Origin of the sequence: Campylobacter sp. IFREMER_LSEM_CL1890 (genome assembly GCF_025772045.1) — a bacterium.
GTDB classification, from domain to species: Bacteria; Campylobacterota; Campylobacteria; order Campylobacterales; family Campylobacteraceae; genus Campylobacter_D; species Campylobacter_D lari_D.
In genome coordinates this window covers 26,838-46,779 of record NZ_JAKMRK010000009.1, presented here as the reverse complement: position 1 = coordinate 46,779, position 19,942 = coordinate 26,838, and the positions used below count along the sequence as shown (strand labels likewise).

Sequence of the window (19,942 nt, the reverse complement as noted above, 5' to 3'; positions counted from 1 at the left end):
AAATTTTTATAGTTTTATAAATTTAAGGTTATCTTTATGAATGAAAAATTTTCTAAAATAGGCTTTGTATTAGCGGTAGCAGGTTCAGCTGTTGGACTTGGAAATGCTTGGAAATTTCCAACTTTGGTAGGACAAAATGGAGGCTCAGCCTTTGTACTTTTATATTTGCTTTTGACTTTGGGAGTAGGTTTTGTGATATTTTTGGCTGAACTTAGCATAGGAAAACTTAGTGAAAAAGATCCTGTAAATGCCTATTATACTTTAGCTCCAAAACATAAAAGAGCTTGGTCTATAGTTGGTTTTTCTTTAATAGGTGCTATTTTGATTGTTTCTTTTTATAGCGTGATAATAGGATGGATTGTTAAGTATGCTTATTTTGGGTTTTTTCCTTTACCAAAAAGTATAGAAGAAAGTGGCGCTATTTTTGGAAATTTACTTTCTAATGATGTTTTATCTCAATTTATATGTTTTACTTTTGTGTTTATAGTAATTTTTTATGTAGTATCAAAAGGTGTTAAAAGTGGTATAGAAAAACTCAATGTTTGGATGATGCCAAGCTTATTTATACTACTTATTTTAATGCTTGGATATTCTTTTAGTATGGATGGTTTTTCTAAAGCAAGTGAGTTTTTATTTTCTCCGGACTTTTCTAAGCTTAGTGTAGGAGCATTTTTAAGTGCATTGGGGCTTGCTTGCTTCTCTTTATCTATTGGAGTTGGTTCGATTATAACTTATTCTGCAAGTTTATCTGATAAAACAAATTTTATTACAAGCACTATTAACATTATCATTATTAATATTATTATTGGTATTATGATGGGACTTATTGTATTTACTTTCATATTTGAATTTAATGGAGATCCAGCTCAACAAGGTCCAGGTTTAATTTTTGTATCTTTGATGAGTTTGTTTTCAAATATTGACCCAATTGGCTTTTTACCTTTGGGAAATATTTTAGCTGTGGCTTTTTTTATAGCTTTGTTTTTTGCAGGGATTACTTCAGCAGTTTCCATGATAGAACCTTTAACCTTTTATTTAATCAATTCTTATAATTTTACAAGAAAAAAAGCTTTGATTTTTATAGCTTTCATTGTGTATTTTTTGGGAAGTTTATGTATTTTATCAGGAATTGAGTGGAGTAAAGATTCTTTAGAATTTTTTGGAAAAAGTTTTTTTGATATATTAGATTTTATTGCTTCAAATTTAATGATGCCTTTAGGTGGATTATTTGGTGCAATCTTTGTAGGTTTTGTGCTTAAAAAAGAAGCTTTACAAACTTTATTTTATCCTTATATGAGGGGTAAATACTTTGAGTGTTGGTATTTTTTTGTAAGATATATCTCGCCTTTAGCTGTGATTTTAATCATGGCAAAACAATTATTTTTTTAAGGTTAAAAGATGAATGAAAAATTTTCTAAAATAGGCTTTGTATTAGCGGTAGCAGGTTCAGCTGTTGGACTTGGAAATGCTTGGAAATTTCCAACTTTAGTGGGTAACAATGGCGGTTCAGCTTTTGTGGTGGTATATTTACTTTTAACCTTGGGTGTGGCTTTTGTGATATTTTTAGCCGAACTTAGCATAGGAAAACTTAGTGAAAAAGATCCTGTAAATGCTTATCATACTTTAGCGCCAAAAAATAAAAGAGCATGGTCGCTCGCAGGATTTTTTATGCTTGGTGCTATTATTCTAGTGTCTTTTTATAGTGTTGTTATAGGCTGGATAGCAAAATATGCTTATTTTGGGTTTTTTGAATTACCTAAAGATACAAAAGAAGCAGGCGCTATTTTTGGAAATTTACTTTCTAATGATGTTTTATCTCAATTTATATGTTTTACTTTTGTGTTTATAGTAATTTTTTATGTAGTATCAAAAGGTGTTAAAAGTGGTATAGAAAAACTCAATGTTTGGATGATGCCAAGCTTATTTATACTGCTTATTTTAATGCTTGGATATTCTTTTAGTATGGATGGTTTTTCTAAAGCAAGTGAGTTTTTATTTGTACCTGATTTTTCAAAATTAAGTGTTAATTCTATATTAGATGCACTAGGGCTTGCATTTTTTAGTATGTCTTTGGGTGTATGTGTGATTTTAACTTATGCAGCAAGTTTGCCCGATAAAACAAATTTTATAAGCAGTGCTTTAAATATTATCATTATTAATACTATCATTGGTTTGATGATGGGACTTATTGTATTTACTTTTATATTTGAATTCGGAGCCGATCCTACTCAACAAGGTCCAGGACTTATATTTATATCATTAACAACGCTTTTTGCAAAGTTAGGATTTTTGGGAAATGTTTTAGCCATAGCCTTTTTTATAGCTTTATTTTTTGCAGGGATTACTTCGGCTATTTCTATGATAGAACCTTTTACTTTTTATCTTATAAATCGTTATCAAATTTCAAGAAAAAAAGCTTTGGTTTTTGTGGGTATGATTGTTTATTTTCTTGGAAGTTTATCTATACTTTCTTTTTATCATGTAAGTGCATCAAGTTTAAATTTCTTTGGGAAAAGTTTTTTTGATATTTTAGACTTTTTCATACAAAATTTATTAATGCCAATTTCTGCTTTAATTACAGCATTTTTTGTGGGTTTTGTGCTTAAAAAAGAAGCTTTACAAACTTTATTTTACCCATTTATGCGTGGGATATATTTTGAAATTTGGTATATCTTTTTAAGATACATTTCTCCATTAGCGGTTATTTTAATCATGGCCAGACAGCTTTTTTTCTAAGGTGTTAAAATGAATGATAAATTTTCTAAAATAGGTTTTGTATTAGCAGTAGCAGGTGGAGCTATAGGGCTTGGAAATGCTTGGAAATTTCCAACCTTAGTAGGCCAAAATGGTGGTTTTGCTTTTGTGCTTTTGTATTTGCTTTTGACTATTAGTATAGGATTTTGTGTATTTTTGGCTGAAATTGCTATGGGAAGATTAAGTCAGAGTGATCCTGTAAATGCTTATAAAAGCTTAGCAACTAAATATGCTCAAAAATGGAAATTTGCTGGATTTTTTATGCTCGGTGGAATTTTTGTATTATCTTTTTATCTTGTTATTATGGGTTGGGTTTTAAAATACATGATAACTTCGATTTATTATCTACCTAGCAATACTCAAGAAGCAGGAGCTTTATTTGGAAATTTAATACAAAATAGTATTTTAGAAAGTAGTTTGTATTTTTTAATTGCTTTTTTTCTTACCTTGTTTGTTGTTTCAAGAGGGGTTAAAAGCGGTATAGAAAAACTTAATGTTTGGATTATGCCAAGTTTGTTTATTATGCTTGTTTTAATGCTAGTATATTGTTTTTTTCAAGATGGTTTTAAGGAAGCTTTTGTTTATTTGTTTTATCCTGATTTTACCAAGCTTAGTTTAAACTCTGTTTTAACAGCTTTAGGTCTTGCTTTTTTTACTTTATGTTTAGGTATAGGTTGTATTACCACTTATGCAGCCTCTTTAAAAGACGATACAAATTTAATTACAAGTTCGGCCATAATTGTGCTTTTAAATATCAGTATAGGTTTGATGATGGGACTTATTGTATTTACTTTTATATTTAAATTTAATGCTAATCCTGCAGAAGGAGCTGGGCTTGTATTTATATCTTTAACAACTTTATTTTCTAATTTAGGTGCTATCTTTGGACATTTTTTAGCTTTTTATTTTTTCTTAGCTTTATTTTTTGCAGGGATTACTTCAGCAGTTTCTATGATAGAACCTTTTACTTTTTATCTTGTAAATGAATATAAAATTTCAAGAAAAAAAGCTTTGGTTTTTATAGGCTTTGTAGTCTTTCTTTTGGGAATGAGTTGTATTTTATCTTTTAGTGCTAATTATGGGGCTAGCTTTAGTTTTTTTGGTTTAAGTTTTTTTGATATTTTAGATAAATTAACTTCTAATTTTATGCTCCCACTTGGAGCTATTGCAAGTGCTATTTTCGTAGGATTTTTTGTGGAAAAAATAAAAATTTACAATTTATTTTCTAAGTTTATGAGTAGAAGTATTTTTGAAGTATGGTATTTTTTACTTAGATTTGTTGCACCTATTGCGATTATTATCATTATGTTAAATCAAATTTTATAAATTTATTTTTTAAGAAAGTAGAGTTATAATTGCAAAGATGTAAAAATAAGGAAAAATTATGGCTAAAAAGTTAATTGATGTGATGGATACCACATTTAGGGATGGTTTTCAATCTGTTTATGGTGCTAGAGTTTTAATGAATGATTTTTTTCCTGCCCTAGAAGCAGCTAAAGAAGCAGATATTAAGCATTTTGAATTTGGTGGTGGAGCTAGATTCCAAAGTCTATTTTTTTATTTGAATGAAAATGCTTTTGAAATGATGGACAAATTTAGAGCCATCGTTGGAAAAGATGCAAATTTACAAACTCTTGCAAGAGGGGTTAATACCGTAGCACTTGATACAGGTAGTAAAGAAATTATCAATTTGCATGCAAAAATGTTTGCAAAACACGGCACAACTACAATAAGAAATTTTGATGCATTAAATGATGTAAATAATTTAAAATTTAGTGGAGAATGTATAGTTAAACATGGTTTAAAACATGAAATTACCATTACTTTAATGGATTTACCTCCAAAATGTAAAGGTGCGCATGATGTGCCATTTTATGAAAGAATTTTAAAAGAAATTCTACAAGCTCAAATTCCTTTTGATAGTATTTGTTTTAAAGATGCAAGCGGAACTTCAAATCCAAATAAAATTTATGAAGTTATTAAAATGGCTAGAAAAAACCTGCCTGAAAATATGCATATAAGATTACATACGCATGAAACCGCAGGGGTAAGCATAGCATGCTATTTAGCGGCTTTAGAAGCAGGTGTTGATGGTATAGATTTAGCTGCAGCTCCTGTTAGTGGTGGTACTTCTCAACCTGATATTTTAACAATGCTTCATGCTCTAAAAGGAAGCAATTTTGATCTTGGTTTAGATGAAGAAAAAATTTTAAAATACGAAGAAGTATTAAAAGATTGTTTAAAAGATTATTTTCTACCACCTGAAGCAACGGCGGTAAATCCTTTAATACCTTTTTCACCTATGCCAGGTGGAGCATTAACTGCTAATACGCAAATGATGAGAGATAATAATATTTTAGATAAATTTCCTCAAGTTATAAAAGCTATGCAAGAAGTAGTAGAAAAAGGTGGTTATGGTACTTCTGTCACTCCTGTATCGCAGTTTTATTTCCAGCAAGCTTTTAATAATGTAATGTTTGGTCCTTGGAAAAAAATTGCAGATGGATATGGAAAAATGGTTTTAGGATATTTTGGAAAAACTCCCGTTGCTCCAGATCTTGAAGTAATTAAGCTTGCAAGTGAGCAATTAAAACTAGAACCAACTACAAAATTAGCCACAGATATTGCTGATGCTGATGAGAGCAAAAGTATAGCTTATATTAAAAACTTATTAGAAAAAGAAAATTTAGAAACAAGTGAAGAAAATATTTTTATCGTTGCAGCTTGTAAAGAAAAAGGCATAGCTTTCTTAAAAGGCGAAGCTAAGGTTAATGTTAGAAAAAATAGCAAATTAAAATCAAGTCTTATCGATGAAAATCAATTTACCGTTTCAGTTAATGGTAACAAATACCATGTAGAAGTAAGTGCAGGTTTTGATAGAGATGTTAATGTTAAAAGTGCTGTAAAAGTAAGTGCAGATAATGCAAAAGTTGCAAAAACTCAATTAAGTGATAATGCTATTGTTGCAAGTATGAATGCAAATGTATTTAAAATTTTAGTTAAAGAAAATGATAGTGTAAAGGCAGGTCAAGTTGTAGCTGTACTTGAAGCTATGAAAATGGAAATTGAGATTAGTGCAAGTAAAGATGGAGAAATTGCAGAACTTTTAGTAAATGCTGGTGAGAGCGTAAGTGAAGGTCAAGCTTTAATGACTTATAAATAAGGAGGTAAAGATGAAAGGTTTAGAAAATTTAGGCTTAGAAAATATCGGACAAGTTTTTCACAATCTTAGCTATGATGAGCTTTTAAAGCACGAAAAAAACAATAATGAAGGTGTATGTACTAAAAATGGCACCTTTAGTGTAGATACAGGGATTTTTACTGGAAGAAGTCCTAAAGATAAATATTTTGTAAAACAAGATCCTTCGCAAAAATACATTGCTTGGGGTAAGATTAATCAGCCTATTAGTGAGAAATTATTTGAAAAGCTTTTAGCAAAAGCTAAAAAACAGCTTAGTAATAGTGATATTTATATCCAAGATGCATATTGTGGAGCTTCGTTAAAAAGTCGTAAAGCTGTGCGTTTTGTAACTCAAATTGCATGGCAAGCACATTTTGTAAAAAATATGTTTATTCGTCCAAAAGAAGAAGAACTTAGTGAGTTTAAACCTGATTTTGTGGTGTATAATGCTTGCAAATGTATTAATGAAGATTATAAAAAAGATGGTTTAAATTCAGAGGTTTTTGTCATTTTTAACATAGAAAAAAATATAGCAGTAATTGGTGGAACTTGGTATGGTGGAGAGATGAAAAAAGGAATTTTTTCTATGATGAATTATTGGCTTCCACTAGAAAATAAACTTTCTATGCATTGTAGTGCTAATGTTGGAGAAAAAGGTGATGTAGCGCTTTTCTTTGGGCTTAGTGGTACAGGTAAAACTACTCTTTCAACTGATCCAAAAAGAAAATTAATAGGCGATGATGAGCATGGTTGGGATGATGAGGGTGTGTTTAATTTTGAAGGAGGTTGTTATGCAAAATGCATTAACCTTGATCCTCAAAGTGAACCAGAAATTTATGGAGCTATAAAGCAAAATGCACTTTTAGAAAATGTAGTTTTAAAAGATGATTTAAGCGTTGATTTCAATGATGGTTCTAAAACTGAAAATACTAGAGTTTCTTATCCGATAGAGCATATTTTAAATCACGAACCAAGCCTTAGTGCAGGTCATCCTAGTAATATCATTTTCCTTTCAGCGGATGCTTTTGGTGTTTTACCTCCGGTTAGTAAGCTTAGTAAAGAACAAGCAATGTATTATTTTCTAAGTGGTTATACTGCTAAAGTAGCAGGTACTGAAAGAGGCATTACCGAACCTGTTGCGACTTTTTCAGCTTGTTTTGGAGAAGTGTTTTTGCCATTACACCCAACTGTTTATGCAAAACTTTTGGGCGAAAAAATCAGCAAGCATAATGTAAATGTTTATCTGGTAAATACCGGTTGGAGCGGTGGAGCTTATGGTGTAGGCAAAAGAATGAGTATTAAAGCTACTAGAGCTTGCATTAATGCGATTTTAGATGGTAGCATACAAAATTGTGAGTTTGAAAACTATGATTTATTTAATCTTACAGTTCCAAAAGAATTAGCGGGTGTAGAAAGTAAGTTGTTAAACCCTGTTAATACTTGGGAGGATAAAAAAGCTTATGAAGAAACTAAATTAAAGCTTGCAAAAATGTTTATAGAAAATTTCAAACGCTATGAAGATGTAAAAGAAGGAGCAGAATTTAAACTAGCTGGTCCTGCTATCTAAAAAGAGTTAGCTCTTTTTAGAATAAAGATTGAGGATTGATTTGGGTTTCTTTATTTTTTGGAAGCTCAAATCCACCTAACATATGAAAATGTAAATGAAAAACTTCTTGTCCGCTATTTTTTCCACAATTTGTGATTAATCTATACCCACTTTTATCAAGTCCTAAAAGAGTAGCTAGTTCTTGGATAAATTGTGTCATTTCGCTCATTAATTCAGGTCTTAATTCTTGAAAGTTTTCAAAATGTTCTTTTGGAATGATTAAAATATGAATAGGTGCTTTAGGATTGATATCATGAAAAGCTAAAAATTTTTCACTTTCTAAAACTTTATTAGCAGGGATTTTTCCTTCTACGATTAGTTCAAATACGGTTTTTTCTCTCATTTAGTAGTCCTTTTTTTATTATTTTTGCTAATTTTAAATAATTTTACATTAGAATGTTTAAAAAAAATTTAGTTGGAGCTAAAATTGCAAGATATGATAGAAAAAATTGCTTCTGTAAATACTTTAGCAGAGCTTGAAAATATAAAAGTAAGTGTTTTAGGAAAAAAAGGTATTTTGACTTTAGAATTTGCAAAGTTAAAAGATTTGCAAGGTGAAGAAAAAAAAGAATTTGCCAATGGTTTAAATAAAACAAGAGATGAATTTAATGAGGCTTATCAAATAAAATTAAAAGAATTAGAAGAAAAAGCTTTAAATGAAAAAATGAAACAAGATGTGCAAGATTTTAGCTTTTTTGATGAAACTTCAAATGCAGGTGCTTTGCACCCAATCATGCAAACTATGGATAAAATCATAGAATATTTTACAGCTTTAAATTTCAGTATAGAAAAAGGGCCTTTGATCGAGGATGATTTTCATAATTTTGAAGCATTGAATTTACCACAAAATCATCCTGCAAGAGATATGCAAGATACTTTTTATTTTGAAGATAAAACCTTGCTTAGATCTCAAACTTCTCCAGTTCAAATTAGAACTATGCTATCTCAAATACCACCTATTAGAATGATAGCACCAGGTGCAGTTTTTAGAAGAGATTTTGATATTACTCATACCCCTATGTTTCATCAAGTAGAAGGACTTGTGGTAGAAGAAGGCGATAAGGTAAATTTTGCAAATTTAAAAGATATGCTAGAGCATTTTTTAAAACATATGTTTGGCGATGTAAAAGTGCGTTTTAGACCAAGCTTTTTTCCTTTTACAGAGCCATCTGCTGAAGTAGATATTTCTTGTGTGTTTTGTAAAGGTTGTGGATGTAGGGTTTGTAAGCAAACAGGATGGCTTGAAGTTTTAGGATGTGGCGTTGTTGACCCTAATGTTTATAAATTTGTTGGTTATAAAAATGTAAGTGGTTATGCTTTTGGTTTGGGTGTGGAGCGTTTTGCTATGCTTTTACATAAAATTCCTGATTTGCGTTCTATGTTTGAAGGTGATTTAAGATTATTGGAGCAATTTAGATGATTATTAGTAGAAATTGGTTAAATGAATGGATTGATTTAAGTGAAATATCAACACAAACTATAGTAAATACTTTAAATTCCATAGGATTAGAGGTTGATAGTTTCAAAAGTGTTAAAGCTCCCCAAAAAGTTGTAATAGGTAAGGTTTTAGAAAAAGTTAAACATGAAAATTCAGATAAATTGAATATTTGTAAAGTAGATATTGGGAATGAAATCTTACAAATTGTTTGTGGTGCAAAAAATGTTGATAAAGATCAATTTGTAGCCGTATCTTTAGTAGGTACAGTGCTTCCTAGCGGACTTGAGATAAAACCTGCCAAACTTAGAGGGGTTGAATCTATGGGTATGATTTGCTCTTCTAGTGAGCTTGGTTTTGGAAAAAGTAATGAAGGTATTATGGTTTTAGATGAAAGTATGGGAGAGTTAGTTTTAGGAAAAGCTCTTAATGAATATGATTTGTTTAATGATGAATTAATTGAAATAGAACTTACTCCAAATCGCGGGGATTGCTTGAGTTTATATGGTGTTGCTAGAGATTTAAGTGCAGCACTTGATTTAAATTTAAAAGAATTAAATCCTTTAAAAGAAGGTGAAAATAGCGTAGGTATAGGAAGAATACTAAGTGTTAAAAATCAAAGTGATGTTGAAGGATTTTTTGCTTATAAGGCACTAGAGATTAAAGAAGAATTTAAGTTAAATATCACGATACAAATTCGTCTTGCTTTGATTGAAGCATATAAAAATAACAACATAGAAAATCTTTTAACTTATGCAACTCATGCAAGTGGAGTGATTTTTTGTGCTTATGATTTTCATAAGCTTTGTCAAGATTGTCAAATTGATGAAAAGATTGTTTTAGAGATTAAAACTCAAGAACATGGAGAATATGGGGTTTATTATAAAGATGAGTTGATTGCTTTAGCGGGTATAGAGCAAGAAGATAAATTTAAAATCAATGATGAGAGTAAAATCATCATTATAGAAGCAAGCTATACTCATCCTCAAACTATAGCAAATGCAATAGCCTTTTATAAAAAGAAAAATGACACTATATATCGTTCTTTAAGAGGCAGTGAGCCTAAGCTTTCTTTGGGAATGGAATATTTATTTAATGAGTGCTTAAAAATTAGCGCAATGAGTGTTTTTTCAGGAAGTCAACAAGTTTTTAAAGAAAATGAAGCAAATATTATTGGGATTTTTGGTGCAGAGGTTGATAAAATCATTGGTATGCCTATAGATAAAAATAATTTAGTCAAAATTCTTAGAAAACTAGGCTTTGAAATAAGTGTGGTAAATGATGAACAATTTAATATTAAAATTCCACTTCACCGTAGTGATATAGTAAATATAGCTGATATTAGTGAAGAAATAGTAAGAATTATCGGTATTGATAATATCCCATCAAAAGCTTTAGAATTTAGAGAAAAAAATCGTTTAAATCAAGTATATTTTGATTATCAAGAGCTTAAAAATTTAAGATTAAAAGCAAGCAACAATGGATATTTTGAAAGTGTGCATTATGTTTTGGATAATGAAGAAGAATTAAGTCGGCTAGGATTTAAATGTATTAAAAACAAACTCATTAATCCTATTACTAACGAACTTAATACTTTAAGAAGTACTTTGATAAATCATCTTTTAAATGCAGTAAGCTTTAATCTAAGAAATTCAAAAAAGAAAATCAAACTTTTTGAGTGTGGTAGTGTTTTTGATGAGTTTTCAAACGAGCATGCTAAATTTGCGATGATCTTTAGTGGCTATAAAGAAGAAGCTAAAATCACAAATAAGGCCAAGCCTGTTTTAGTGGATTTTTATACCTTTTTAGCAGAATTAAAAAGCATTATAGGTGAGTTTAGTTTACAAAAATCAGAATATGCATTTTTAAGCCCATATGAACAAGCAAATGTATATAAAAATGGCAAGCGTATAGGTTTTGTAGGTAGAGTACATTTAAGTATAGAAAATGAAAGGGATTTGGTTAAAACTTATATTTGTGAGCTTGATTTGGAAGGCTTAAAACAAGACTTTAAAACCGCTAAAGCATATTCTAAATTTCCATCTATGAGCAGGGATTTAAGTATAGTAATACCTAAGGGTTTTGAATATGAAAAAATCAAACACACTATTGCTAAATTAAATATCGAAAGATTAGAAAGCTTTAGAGTGGTAGATTTATATACAGATGAAAATTTAGGCGATTTTTATAGCTTGACTATTAATTTGGTATTTAGAGATTTTGAAAAAACTTTAGAAGATAATATTATCCTTGAATATATTGATAAAATCATCAAAGCTTTAGATGATGAGCATGGTTTAAAACTTCGATGAAGATAAGTCCTATTGATTCTTTTAAAGTAGAGCTTGAAGATATAGCTTCTGATAAGTCTATATCTCATCGCTTTGCTATTTTTTCTTTGCTTACTCAAGGAACTTGTAAGATTAAAAATTATCTAAAAGCACAAGACACTTTACATACTTTAGCAATCATTCAAGCTTTAGGAGCTGAAGTTGAAGAAATTGATGGATTAATTTATATTAAAGCTCCAAAATATATAAAATCTCCAAATTGCGTTTTAGATTGTGGAAATTCAGGTACAGCTATGAGACTTTTAATAGGTTTTTTAAGTGCTATTGAAGATGAATTTTTTGTTCTTAGTGGAGATTGTTATTTAAATGCTAGGCCAATGAAGCGAGTGAGTGGGCCTTTGATGAGTTTAGGAGCTAAGATTTTTGGAAGAGCTAATGCAAATTTAGCGCCTATTTGCATACAAGGGGCTAAGTTAGATGGTTTTGACTTTAGTAGTAATATTGCTTCAGCTCAAGTAAAATCAGCTTTAATTTTAGCAGCTTTATTTGCCAAAAAAGAAAGTTATTTTAAAGAAATTGAGCTTTCAAGGGATCATAGTGAGATTATGCTTAATAAAATGGGAGCTTGCATTGAGTATTTAAATGAGGATAAAACTTTTATCAAAATCAATCCTTTAAAAGAAAAATTAAAAGCATTTGAAGTATGTGTACCAAATGATCCATCATCAGCCTTTTATTTTGCCTTAGCTGCTTGTATTTTACCTTATTCAAAAGTAGTTTTAAAAAATGTTTTGTTAAATAAAACACGCATTGAAGCCTTTAAAATTTTAGAAAAAATGGGTGCAAAGATCACTTATAATATTACTAATAAAGATTTTGAAAGTATTGGAGAAATTTGTGTTGAAAGTACGCCTTTAAAGGCGGTAAATGTGAGTGAAAATATCGCATGGTTGATTGATGAAATTCCAGCTTTGGCTATAGCTTTTGCTTGTGCAAAAGGAAAAAGCATTATAAAAAATGCTAAAGAATTGCGCGTAAAAGAAAGTGATAGAATCAAATCAATTGTATTAAATTTGCAAAAATGCGGCATAAAAGTAAAAGAATTTGAAGATGGCTTTGAAGTAGAAGGTGGCGAAGTTAAAAATGCTAAAATAGAAAGCTTTGGAGATCATAGAATTGCGATGAGTTTTTTAATTTTAGGTTTAAGATGTGGAATGGAAGTAGATGATAGTGAATGCATCAAAACTTCTTTTCCAAATTTTATTGAGATTTTAAAGCAAATAGGAGCTAAGATTGGAGATTGAATTAGCAAAAAGTTATGGATTTTGTTTTGGAGTAAAAAGAGCTATTAAAAAAGCCGAGCAGATTAAAGATGCAGCTACCATAGGCCCTTTAATTCATAATAATGAAGAAATCACAAGACTTTGGAAAAATTATAATGTTAAAACATTAAATGATATCAATGAATTAAGCACAGAAAAAAAAGCCATCATTAGAACTCATGGTATTACAAAGCAAGATTTAGAAAAATTAAAGCAAAAAGATATAGAAATTTTTGATGCAACTTGTCCTTTTGTGACTAAACCTCAAAAAATTTGTGAGCAAATGAGCAATGAAGGTTATGAAGTTGTTATTTTTGGGGATGAAAATCATCCTGAAGTAAAAGGGGTTAGAAGTTATGTAAGTACTAAAGCTTATGTAGTGCTTGATGAAAAAGAATTGCTTGATATTAAATTGCCTTCTAAAATTGCAGTAGTATCACAAACTACAAAAAAGATAGAAAAATTTATGGAAATTGTAAATTTTTTAATGCTTAGGGTTAAGGAAGTGCGTATTTTTAATACAATATGTGATGCGACTTTTAAAAATCAAGAAGCAATCAATGAACTTGCTAAAAAAAGTGATGTAATGATAATAGTTGGAGGGAAGAACTCAGCCAATACTAAACAGCTTTTTTTGATAGCAAAAAACTATTGTGAAGATAGTTATTTAATCGAAAATGAAAAAGAAATTCAGAAAGAATGGTTTAGCGGTAAAGAAAAATGTGGCATTAGTGCGGGTGCTTCTACACCTGATTGGGTGATTGATTTGGTTTTGGAAAAAATCAAAGAATACGCCAAAATTAACTAAGTTTAAAGAAAACAATACTATAATCAACAATTAAAATTTAAAACAAAGGACCACAATGAGCGAGGTGAACAAAAAAGTTCAAAACAGACTAGAGGATATTATCATAGAAGAAGATTTTGAGCAAATGCTTGAAGAATCTTTTAAGTCTGATGAGGAGGCAACTACACAAGGTATAATTGTCGCGATTAAAGGCGATGAGGTATTTGTAAATGTAGGACAAAAATCAGAAGGTATTTTAGTAGCAGAAGAAATTCAAAACGAAAAAGGCGAATTTATCTTCAAAGAAGGTGATACATTAGAAGTTGCTATAGTAGGTTCTCGCGGTGGCAGATCTTTACTTTCTCATAAAAAAGCTTTAAGAAAACAAAAAGTTAAAGAATTTATTAACAATTATAAAGATGATGAAAGTATATTTGATGTAAAAATCATTGGTAAAAATAGAGGTGGTTTTGTAGCTGTGGATGAAAATGGAGTGGAGTTTTTCCTACCAAAATCACAAAGCAGTTTTAAAGATTCAAACAATATTATCAATAAAACTTTTAAAGTTAAAATTATAAAAATAGATAAAGAAGCTCAGAGTATAGTAGTTTCTAGAAAAAAAATAGTAGATGAGGAAAGAAAAAAACGCAAAGAAATTATTTCAAATGTATTAAATCAAGAAGAAATTATAAAAGGTGTTGTTAAAAAAATCACTACTTACGGTATGTTTGTTGATGTAGGTGGTGTTGATGGTTTAGTTCATTATAGTGAAATTTCTTATAAAGGACCAGTAAATCCTAGTTCATTGTATAATGAAGGTGATAAAGTTCCTGTAAAAGTGATTAAATATGATAAAGATAAAAAACATCTTTCTTTATCTATAAAACTTGCCATGCCTGATCCTTGGGATGAAATCAAAGATGGTTTAGAAGTTGGCGATACTATTAAAGTTACGGTTTCAAATATAGAACCATATGGTGCTTTTGTAGATTTAGGAAATGATATAGAAGGATTTTTACATATAAGTGAAATTTCTTGGGATAAAAATGCTAAAAATCCAAAAGATTATATTAACGAAGGTCAAGAGCTTGATGTGGAAGTGATTGAAATTAATGCTAAAGAAAGAAGACTTAGAGTTTCTTTAAAAAATTTATTAGCAAAACCTTTTGATGAGTTTTTAAAATCGTATAAAGTAGGTGATGTGCTAAAAGGCAGTGTTACTTCCGTGACTAATTTTGGTGCCTTTATAAAAATTGCTAATTTAGAAGGTTTGTTGCATAATGAAGATGCTTCTTGGAATAGAAGTGATAAATGTAAAGATATGTATAAAGTTGGTGATGTTGTAGAAGTTAAAATCATTAGACTAGATAAAGAAAATCAAAAAATTTCTTTAAGTACTAAAGAATTACAAAAAAGTCCTGTTCAAGTTTATGCTCAAAAACACCAAGTAAATGATGTTATATCTGGTAAAATTAGAGATATTAAAGATTTTGGAGTTTTTGTAGAGCTTGAAGAAGGCGTTGATGCGCTTATTCATAAAGAGGATTTAGGTAATATTGATTTTTCAAGTTTAAAAGTAGGTGATACAATAGAAGCTTTGATTGTTTTCATTGATGAAAAGAAAAATAGAATTCGTTTAAGCGTAAAAAGCCTTGCAAGAATGAAAGAAAGAGAAGCGTTAAATGAAATCAATGATAATGACAAAGTAACTTTAGGTGATATTATCAAAGATCAACTTTTATAATAAAAAATGAAAAAATATACCCTTTATGGTATTTTAGGTTTTTTAAGCCTAATTTTATTTATTGCTTTTATTTTTATGGTGAGATATGTAGATATTGGGAATTTACCTATCTCACAAAATGTTAAATATTCTTTTGATGAAATAAAAAAAGAGTTACCACAAACTTGGCAAGATAAACTTTCAAATATTAAAATCAATGATTTTTCTCCAGCAGCAAACGAATTTTATATGAGTTTTAATATGGATGATTCTGTAGTAAAGCCAAAACAAAAATTTTATATGCTCGATGTAAACAAAAATGATGTTTATTCTATGTTTTGTTTAAAGCAAACTCTGCATTCTTTTTTTATCAAATACACTTTAACACAGAGTAAAGATGAAGTGGCAATTTATTTAGATACAAATAATGAAAAAGTATTAAATACACTGATCGACAAATTAAAAATTTACAACATAAATGCAAAATTAAAGGAGGTTTGGTTATGAAAAAAATTATTGTATGTGATGCGATATTAGACAAAGGCGTAGAACTTTTAAGAAAAGCTGATGATGTTGAGCTTATCGAAGCAGCACATTTACCTAAAGATGAACTTTTAACAAAATTAAATGATGTAGATGTTGCTATTACTAGAAGTTCAACGGATGTGGATTTGAAATTTATCAATGCATGTTCTAATTTAAAAGCTTTAGTTAGAGCAGGCGTTGGGGTTGATAATGTTGATATAGATGAATGCTCTAAAAAAGGCATTATAGTAATGAATGTACCAACGGCTAATACCATAGCAGCAGTTGAGCTTACTATGAATCATTTATTATGCTCTGCAAGATCTTTTGTAAATGCTCATAATTTTTTAAAAATACAAAGAAAATGGGAAAGAGAAAAGTGGTATGGTGTTGAACTTATGAATAAAACTTTAGGAGTTATAGGTTTTGGTAATATAGGTTCAAGAGTGGCTGTACGTGCAAAAGCTTTTGGTATGAAAGTTATAGCTTATGATCCTTATGTGGTAGCTTCTAAAATGACTGATTTGGGTATAGAGTGTGTGAATTCTTTAGATGTAATCTTAACTCAAAGTGATTTTATTACCATACATACGCCAAAAACAAAAGAAACAACAGATATGATTTCTTTTGAAGAAATTTCTAAAATGAAAGATGGGGTAAGATTAATAAATTGTGCCAGAGGTGGTCTTTATAATGAAGATGCATTGTGCGAAGGTTTAAAAAGTGGTAAAATAGCTTGGCTTGGTATCGATGTGTTTAATAAAGAACCAGCAACTAATCATCCATTTTTAGACTTTGAAAATGTTTCTGTTACTTCTCATCTTGGTGCAAACACTTTAGAAAGTCAAGAAAATATCGCTATCCAAGCATGCGAGCAAGCTTTAAATGCTGCAAGAGGAATTTCTTATCCTAATGCTTTAAATTTACCGATTAAAACTGAAGATTTACCAAGTTTTGTAGCACCTTATATTGAGCTTATTTCCAAAATGGGCTTTTTGGCTGCTCAGCTTGATAAAACTCCTATTAAGGCTATTAAACTTGAAAGTGAAGGACAAATTAGCGAGTATAATGAGTCTTTATTAACTTTTGCAACAGTGAGTGTTTTAAGAGGTATTTTAGGTGAAAATATTAATTATATTAACGCACATTTTGTAGCTAAAGATAAGGGCGTAGAACTTTCTTCTTGTATTCTACCAAGTAGTGGTTATAGTAATAAAATCACTATAAAAGTAATTACAGATAATTCTAACCTTTCTATCTCAGGAACTATTTTTGGTGAAAATGAACAAAGAATAGTAGAATTGAATGGTTTTGATGTAGACTTTAAACCAAAAGGGAAAATGATAATTTTAAACAATAATGACATACCAGGAGTTATTGCTAATGTTAGCGGAATTTTAGCCAAAAATAATGTCAATATAGCTGATTTTAGACTTGGTAGAAATGGCTTTGGAAAAGCTTTGGCTGTAATTTTGCTTGATACGAAAATTTCAAAAGCTTTGCTTGAGGAATTAAGAGCTATTGATGCTTGTATTTTTGCAGAATATGCAGAAATTTAAGGCTTTTTATAAGCCTTAATTGTTACAATTATTTTTTAATTTTAAAATTAAGGAAAATATATGGCTTCTTATGGAATGGGAGATTTAAAAAAAGGTTTAAAAATAGAAATTGATGGTATTCCTTTTAAAATCGTAGAATATCAACATGTAAAACCAGGAAAAGGTCCTGCTTTTGTTCGTATTAAAATTAAATCTTTTATCGATGGTAAGGTTTTGGAAAAAACTTTCCATGCAGGGGATAAATGTGAATCTCCAAATTTAGAAGAAAAGCAAATGCAATATCTATACGATGATGGTGAAAATTGTCAATTTATGGATACTCAAACTTATGAGCAAGTTGCAATTAGCGATGAAGATGTGGGTGAAGCTAAAAAATGGATGCTTGATGGAACCATGGTAGATGTTTTATTTCACAATGGAAAAGCAATTGGTGTGGAAGTGCCTCAAGTAATGGAACTTAAAATTATTGAAACGGCACCAAATTTTAAAGGTGATACTCAAGGCTCAAACAAAAAACCAGCTACTTTAGAAACAGGCGCAGTAGTGCAAATTCCTTTCCATGTATTAGAAGGGGAAGTAATCCGCGTTGATACTGTGCGTGGAGAGTATATAGAAAGAGCAAATAAATAATCCCTTATTTAAGGGATTATAAAGTTCTTAATTTATTAATTTCATCTCTAAGCATTGCCGCTTTCTCAAACTCAAGATTTTTAGCTGCTTCTAGCATTTGTTTTCTTAATTCTTTTACTATTTTAGCGCGTTCTTTCGCAGGCATTTTTTCAAGTTCTTTGCCTTTACGATAAATTTCTCCTTGTTCAAGCTCATGTTTTAAACTTTCTTCTATATTTCTTTTTACTGAGGTTGGTGTGATGTTGTGCTTTTTATTATAAGCTTCTTGTAGGGTTCTTCTTTCATTGGTAGTATTGATAGCTTCTTGCATAGATTTTGTGATTTTTTTAGCAAAAAGTAATACTTTTCCATTGACATTTCTAGCCGCGCGTCCCATCGTTTGAATGAGTGCAGTGGTGCTTCTTAAAAAGCCTTCCTTGTCCGCATCCATAATCGCTATAAGGGAAACTTCAGGTAAATCAAGTCCTTCTCTTAAAAGATTAATCCCGATTAAAATATCAAAAGCGCCACTTCTTAAGCCACGGATGATTTCATTGCGCTCAATTGCATCAATTTCTGAGTGCATGTATTTTACTTTTAAGCCAAGTTCCAAGTAGTATTTACTAAGCTCTTCAGCCATTTTTTTAGTTAAAACGGTTATTAAAACTCTTTCATTACGCTCTATAACTTTTTTAGCTTCATCGTATAAAATTTCTACTTGATTTTCACTATCTTTGATTTCTATTTTAGGATCTAAAAGCCCTGTTGGACGCATGATTTGATAAAAAATATTTTCTTTGCTTAATTCTAGTTCTAAAGGTGCAGGTGTGGCTGAAACAAATAAAAATTTACAATTTTTATTAATAAATTCATCAAACATCAAAGGTCTATTATCTAAGGCACTTGGCAAGCGAAAACCATAATCAACCAAAGTTTGCTTTCTGCTTCTATCCCCTGCAAACATTCCGCGAAATTGTGGTAAAGATACATGAGATTCATCTACAATGACTAAAAAATCTTGATTTTTAATGGCAAAATAATCAAAAAGCGTATAAGGTGTATCGCCGCTCTTAAGCCCTGTTAAATGCAAGGCATAATTTTCAACTCCTTTGCACATGCCAGTACTTTGAAGCATTTCAAGGTCAAATTCTACCCTTTGTTTTAGTCTTTGTGCTTCTACGAGTTTATTTTCATTTTCAAAATAAGCAAGGCGTTTATTTAATTCAGCTTTTATACCTTTTATAGCCTCTTTAAGTCTAGCTTCACCTACGCTAAATTGACTAGTTGGATAAAGTATAAATTTTTTTAAGTCTTTACCTTTTTTATTTTCTAAGACATTATAATGATACATCGCCTCAAGTTCATCGCCAAAAAATTCAAGTCTAATAGCTTCATCCTCATAATAAGCTGGATATATATCTACTATATCTCCATTGACTCTAAAATCAGCTCTGTCAAAGAAATTATCATTGCGTTTATAACCCATATCTACAAGTTTTTTTAAAAGTTCTTTTTGATTTATTTGCATATTAAGCTCTAAAATCAAAACCATACCCACATACTCACTTGGATTTCCCAAACCATAATTTGCTGAAACACTAGCTATGCAAATAACATCATCATAACTTAAAAGCGAAGCACTTGCGCTTAGTCTTAATCTTTCTAAGTCTTCATTAGTAGAGCTGTCTTTTTCTATAAAAACATCGGTTCTTGGTATATAAGCCTCGGGTTGATAATAATCATAATAGCTTATAAAATACTCCACATGATTATTTGCAAAAAAGCCTTTAAATTCACTATAAAGTTGCGCGCATAAGCTTTTATTGTGGCTCATGATAAGAGTAGGCATGTTTAAGTTTTTAATGATATTTGCCATAGTGAAAGTTTTTCCACTACCTGTAACACCTAGCAAGGTTTGGTATTTATTGCCTGCTTTAATGCTTTTTACTATACCATCAATAGCTTGCTTTTGATCAGGACTTGGCTTAAATTCGCTAGTAAGTTCAAACATAATTTTTCCTAACTTGTATTTTTACTAATTTTACACAAAATTTTTTCTAAAAATTTAAATTTTAAAACAAAAAGCTATGCAAAATTAAATTTTTTTTTGTTACAATATGTGTTTAAAATACTCTAAAATATAAAATCAA

General features: G+C 30.0%; 15 protein-coding genes. 13 read left to right on the top strand and 2 right to left on the bottom strand.

Features of this window, described 5'->3' with window-relative positions; translation table 11 throughout:
• Positions 1–36: 36 nt before the first annotated feature.
• Genes L8W57_RS05760 through pckA form a run of 5 tightly spaced genes read left to right on the top strand, consistent with a single transcriptional unit; the run spans position 37 to position 7,502 of the window.
• The gene (locus L8W57_RS05760; RefSeq protein ID WP_258108779.1) at positions 37–1,389 is read left to right on the top strand and encodes a sodium-dependent transporter; all 1,353 of its coding nucleotides are present in this window, start codon (positions 37–39) and stop codon (positions 1,387–1,389) included.
• A gap of 9 nt (positions 1,390–1,398) precedes the next feature.
• Complete coding sequence (locus L8W57_RS05755) at positions 1,399–2,736, top strand: sodium-dependent transporter (protein ID WP_263662196.1); 1,338 nt, start codon at positions 1,399–1,401, stop codon at positions 2,734–2,736.
• 9 nt (positions 2,737–2,745) lie between these two features.
• Complete coding sequence (locus L8W57_RS05750; protein ID WP_133319885.1) at positions 2,746–4,080, top strand: sodium-dependent transporter; 1,335 nt, start codon at positions 2,746–2,748, stop codon at positions 4,078–4,080.
• Positions 4,081–4,138: 58 nt separating this feature from the next.
• Positions 4,139–5,917, top strand: coding sequence for a biotin/lipoyl-containing protein (locus L8W57_RS05745; protein ID WP_133319886.1), 1,779 nt, complete (start codon positions 4,139–4,141; stop codon positions 5,915–5,917).
• Positions 5,918–5,927: 10 nt separating this feature from the next.
• On the top strand, positions 5,928–7,502 hold the full coding sequence (pckA, locus tag L8W57_RS05740; protein WP_263662195.1) for a phosphoenolpyruvate carboxykinase (ATP): 1,575 nt from the start codon (positions 5,928–5,930) through the stop codon (positions 7,500–7,502).
• Between the two features lie 16 nt (positions 7,503–7,518).
• On the opposite strand, the gene L8W57_RS05735 is transcribed toward pckA, so the two are convergent.
• Positions 7,519–7,884 carry a histidine triad nucleotide-binding protein gene (locus L8W57_RS05735; RefSeq protein WP_220566684.1) on the bottom strand — a complete coding sequence of 122 codons (366 nt, stop codon included), beginning with the start codon at positions 7,882–7,884 and terminating at the stop codon, positions 7,519–7,521.
• A gap of 84 nt (positions 7,885–7,968) precedes the next feature.
• Here L8W57_RS05735 and pheS point away from each other — a divergent pair, with 84 nt between their 5' ends.
• From pheS to efp, 8 genes are read left to right on the top strand one after another with little or no spacing between them, the layout of a single operon-like run.
• The gene (gene pheS, locus L8W57_RS05730; RefSeq protein WP_263662194.1) at positions 7,969–8,961 is read left to right on the top strand and encodes a phenylalanine--tRNA ligase subunit alpha; all 993 of its coding nucleotides are present in this window, start codon (positions 7,969–7,971) and stop codon (positions 8,959–8,961) included.
• On the top strand, positions 8,958–11,288 hold the full coding sequence (gene pheT, locus L8W57_RS05725) for a phenylalanine--tRNA ligase subunit beta (RefSeq protein WP_263662193.1): 2,331 nt from the start codon (positions 8,958–8,960) through the stop codon (positions 11,286–11,288). Before pheS ends, pheT begins: the two co-directional genes overlap by 4 nt.
• Positions 11,285–12,571, top strand: coding sequence for a 3-phosphoshikimate 1-carboxyvinyltransferase (gene aroA, locus L8W57_RS05720; RefSeq protein WP_263662192.1), 1,287 nt, complete (start codon positions 11,285–11,287; stop codon positions 12,569–12,571). Before pheT ends, aroA begins: the two co-directional genes overlap by 4 nt.
• On the top strand, positions 12,561–13,397 hold the full coding sequence (locus L8W57_RS05715) for a 4-hydroxy-3-methylbut-2-enyl diphosphate reductase (RefSeq protein ID WP_263662191.1): 837 nt from the start codon (positions 12,561–12,563) through the stop codon (positions 13,395–13,397). Before aroA ends, L8W57_RS05715 begins: the two co-directional genes overlap by 11 nt.
• Before the next feature lie 55 nt (positions 13,398–13,452).
• Positions 13,453–15,120, top strand: coding sequence for a 30S ribosomal protein S1 (locus tag L8W57_RS05710; protein ID WP_263662190.1), 1,668 nt, complete (start codon positions 13,453–13,455; stop codon positions 15,118–15,120).
• A 6-nt stretch (positions 15,121–15,126) separates the two neighbouring features.
• Positions 15,127–15,606: a hypothetical protein gene (locus tag L8W57_RS05705; RefSeq protein WP_133319893.1), complete on the top strand. Its 480-nt coding sequence runs from the start codon at positions 15,127–15,129 to the stop codon at positions 15,604–15,606.
• Positions 15,603–17,183: a phosphoglycerate dehydrogenase gene (gene serA / locus L8W57_RS05700; protein ID WP_263659747.1), complete on the top strand. Its 1,581-nt coding sequence runs from the start codon at positions 15,603–15,605 to the stop codon at positions 17,181–17,183. Before L8W57_RS05705 ends, serA begins: the two co-directional genes overlap by 4 nt.
• Positions 17,184–17,243: 60 nt before the next feature.
• Positions 17,244–17,813, top strand: a complete 570-nt coding sequence (efp, locus tag L8W57_RS05695; protein WP_039618934.1) for an elongation factor P — start codon at positions 17,244–17,246, stop codon at positions 17,811–17,813.
• Between the two features lie 16 nt (positions 17,814–17,829).
• Here efp and uvrB read toward each other — a convergent pair whose 3' ends face one another.
• Positions 17,830–19,803 (bottom strand): excinuclease ABC subunit UvrB, encoded by a 1,974-nt coding sequence (gene uvrB, locus L8W57_RS05690; RefSeq protein ID WP_263662189.1) that lies wholly within the window; start codon positions 19,801–19,803, stop codon positions 17,830–17,832.
• Positions 19,804–19,942 lie beyond the last annotated feature (139 nt).

Coding starts and splice junctions, on each gene's coding strand:
- L8W57_RS05760 (WP_258108779.1), top strand. CDS start 37: ATGAATGAAAAATTTTCTAAAATAGGCTTTGTATTAGCGGTAGCAGGT.
- L8W57_RS05755 (WP_263662196.1), top strand. CDS start 1,399: ATGAATGAAAAATTTTCTAAAATAGGCTTTGTATTAGCGGTAGCAGGT.
- L8W57_RS05750 (WP_133319885.1), top strand. CDS start 2,746: ATGAATGATAAATTTTCTAAAATAGGTTTTGTATTAGCAGTAGCAGGT.
- L8W57_RS05745 (WP_133319886.1), top strand. CDS start 4,139: ATGGCTAAAAAGTTAATTGATGTGATGGATACCACATTTAGGGATGGT.
- pckA (WP_263662195.1), top strand. CDS start 5,928: ATGAAAGGTTTAGAAAATTTAGGCTTAGAAAATATCGGACAAGTTTTT.
- L8W57_RS05735 (WP_220566684.1), bottom strand. CDS start 7,884: ATGAGAGAAAAAACCGTATTTGAACTAATCGTAGAAGGAAAAATCCCT.
- pheT (WP_263662193.1), top strand. CDS start 8,958: ATGATTATTAGTAGAAATTGGTTAAATGAATGGATTGATTTAAGTGAA.
- aroA (WP_263662192.1), top strand. CDS start 11,285: ATGAAGATAAGTCCTATTGATTCTTTTAAAGTAGAGCTTGAAGATATA.
- L8W57_RS05710 (WP_263662190.1), top strand. CDS start 13,453: ATGAGCGAGGTGAACAAAAAAGTTCAAAACAGACTAGAGGATATTATC.
- L8W57_RS05705 (WP_133319893.1), top strand. CDS start 15,127: ATGAAAAAATATACCCTTTATGGTATTTTAGGTTTTTTAAGCCTAATT.
- serA (WP_263659747.1), top strand. CDS start 15,603: ATGAAAAAAATTATTGTATGTGATGCGATATTAGACAAAGGCGTAGAA.
- efp (WP_039618934.1), top strand. CDS start 17,244: ATGGCTTCTTATGGAATGGGAGATTTAAAAAAAGGTTTAAAAATAGAA.
- uvrB (WP_263662189.1), bottom strand. CDS start 19,803: ATGTTTGAACTTACTAGCGAATTTAAGCCAAGTCCTGATCAAAAGCAA.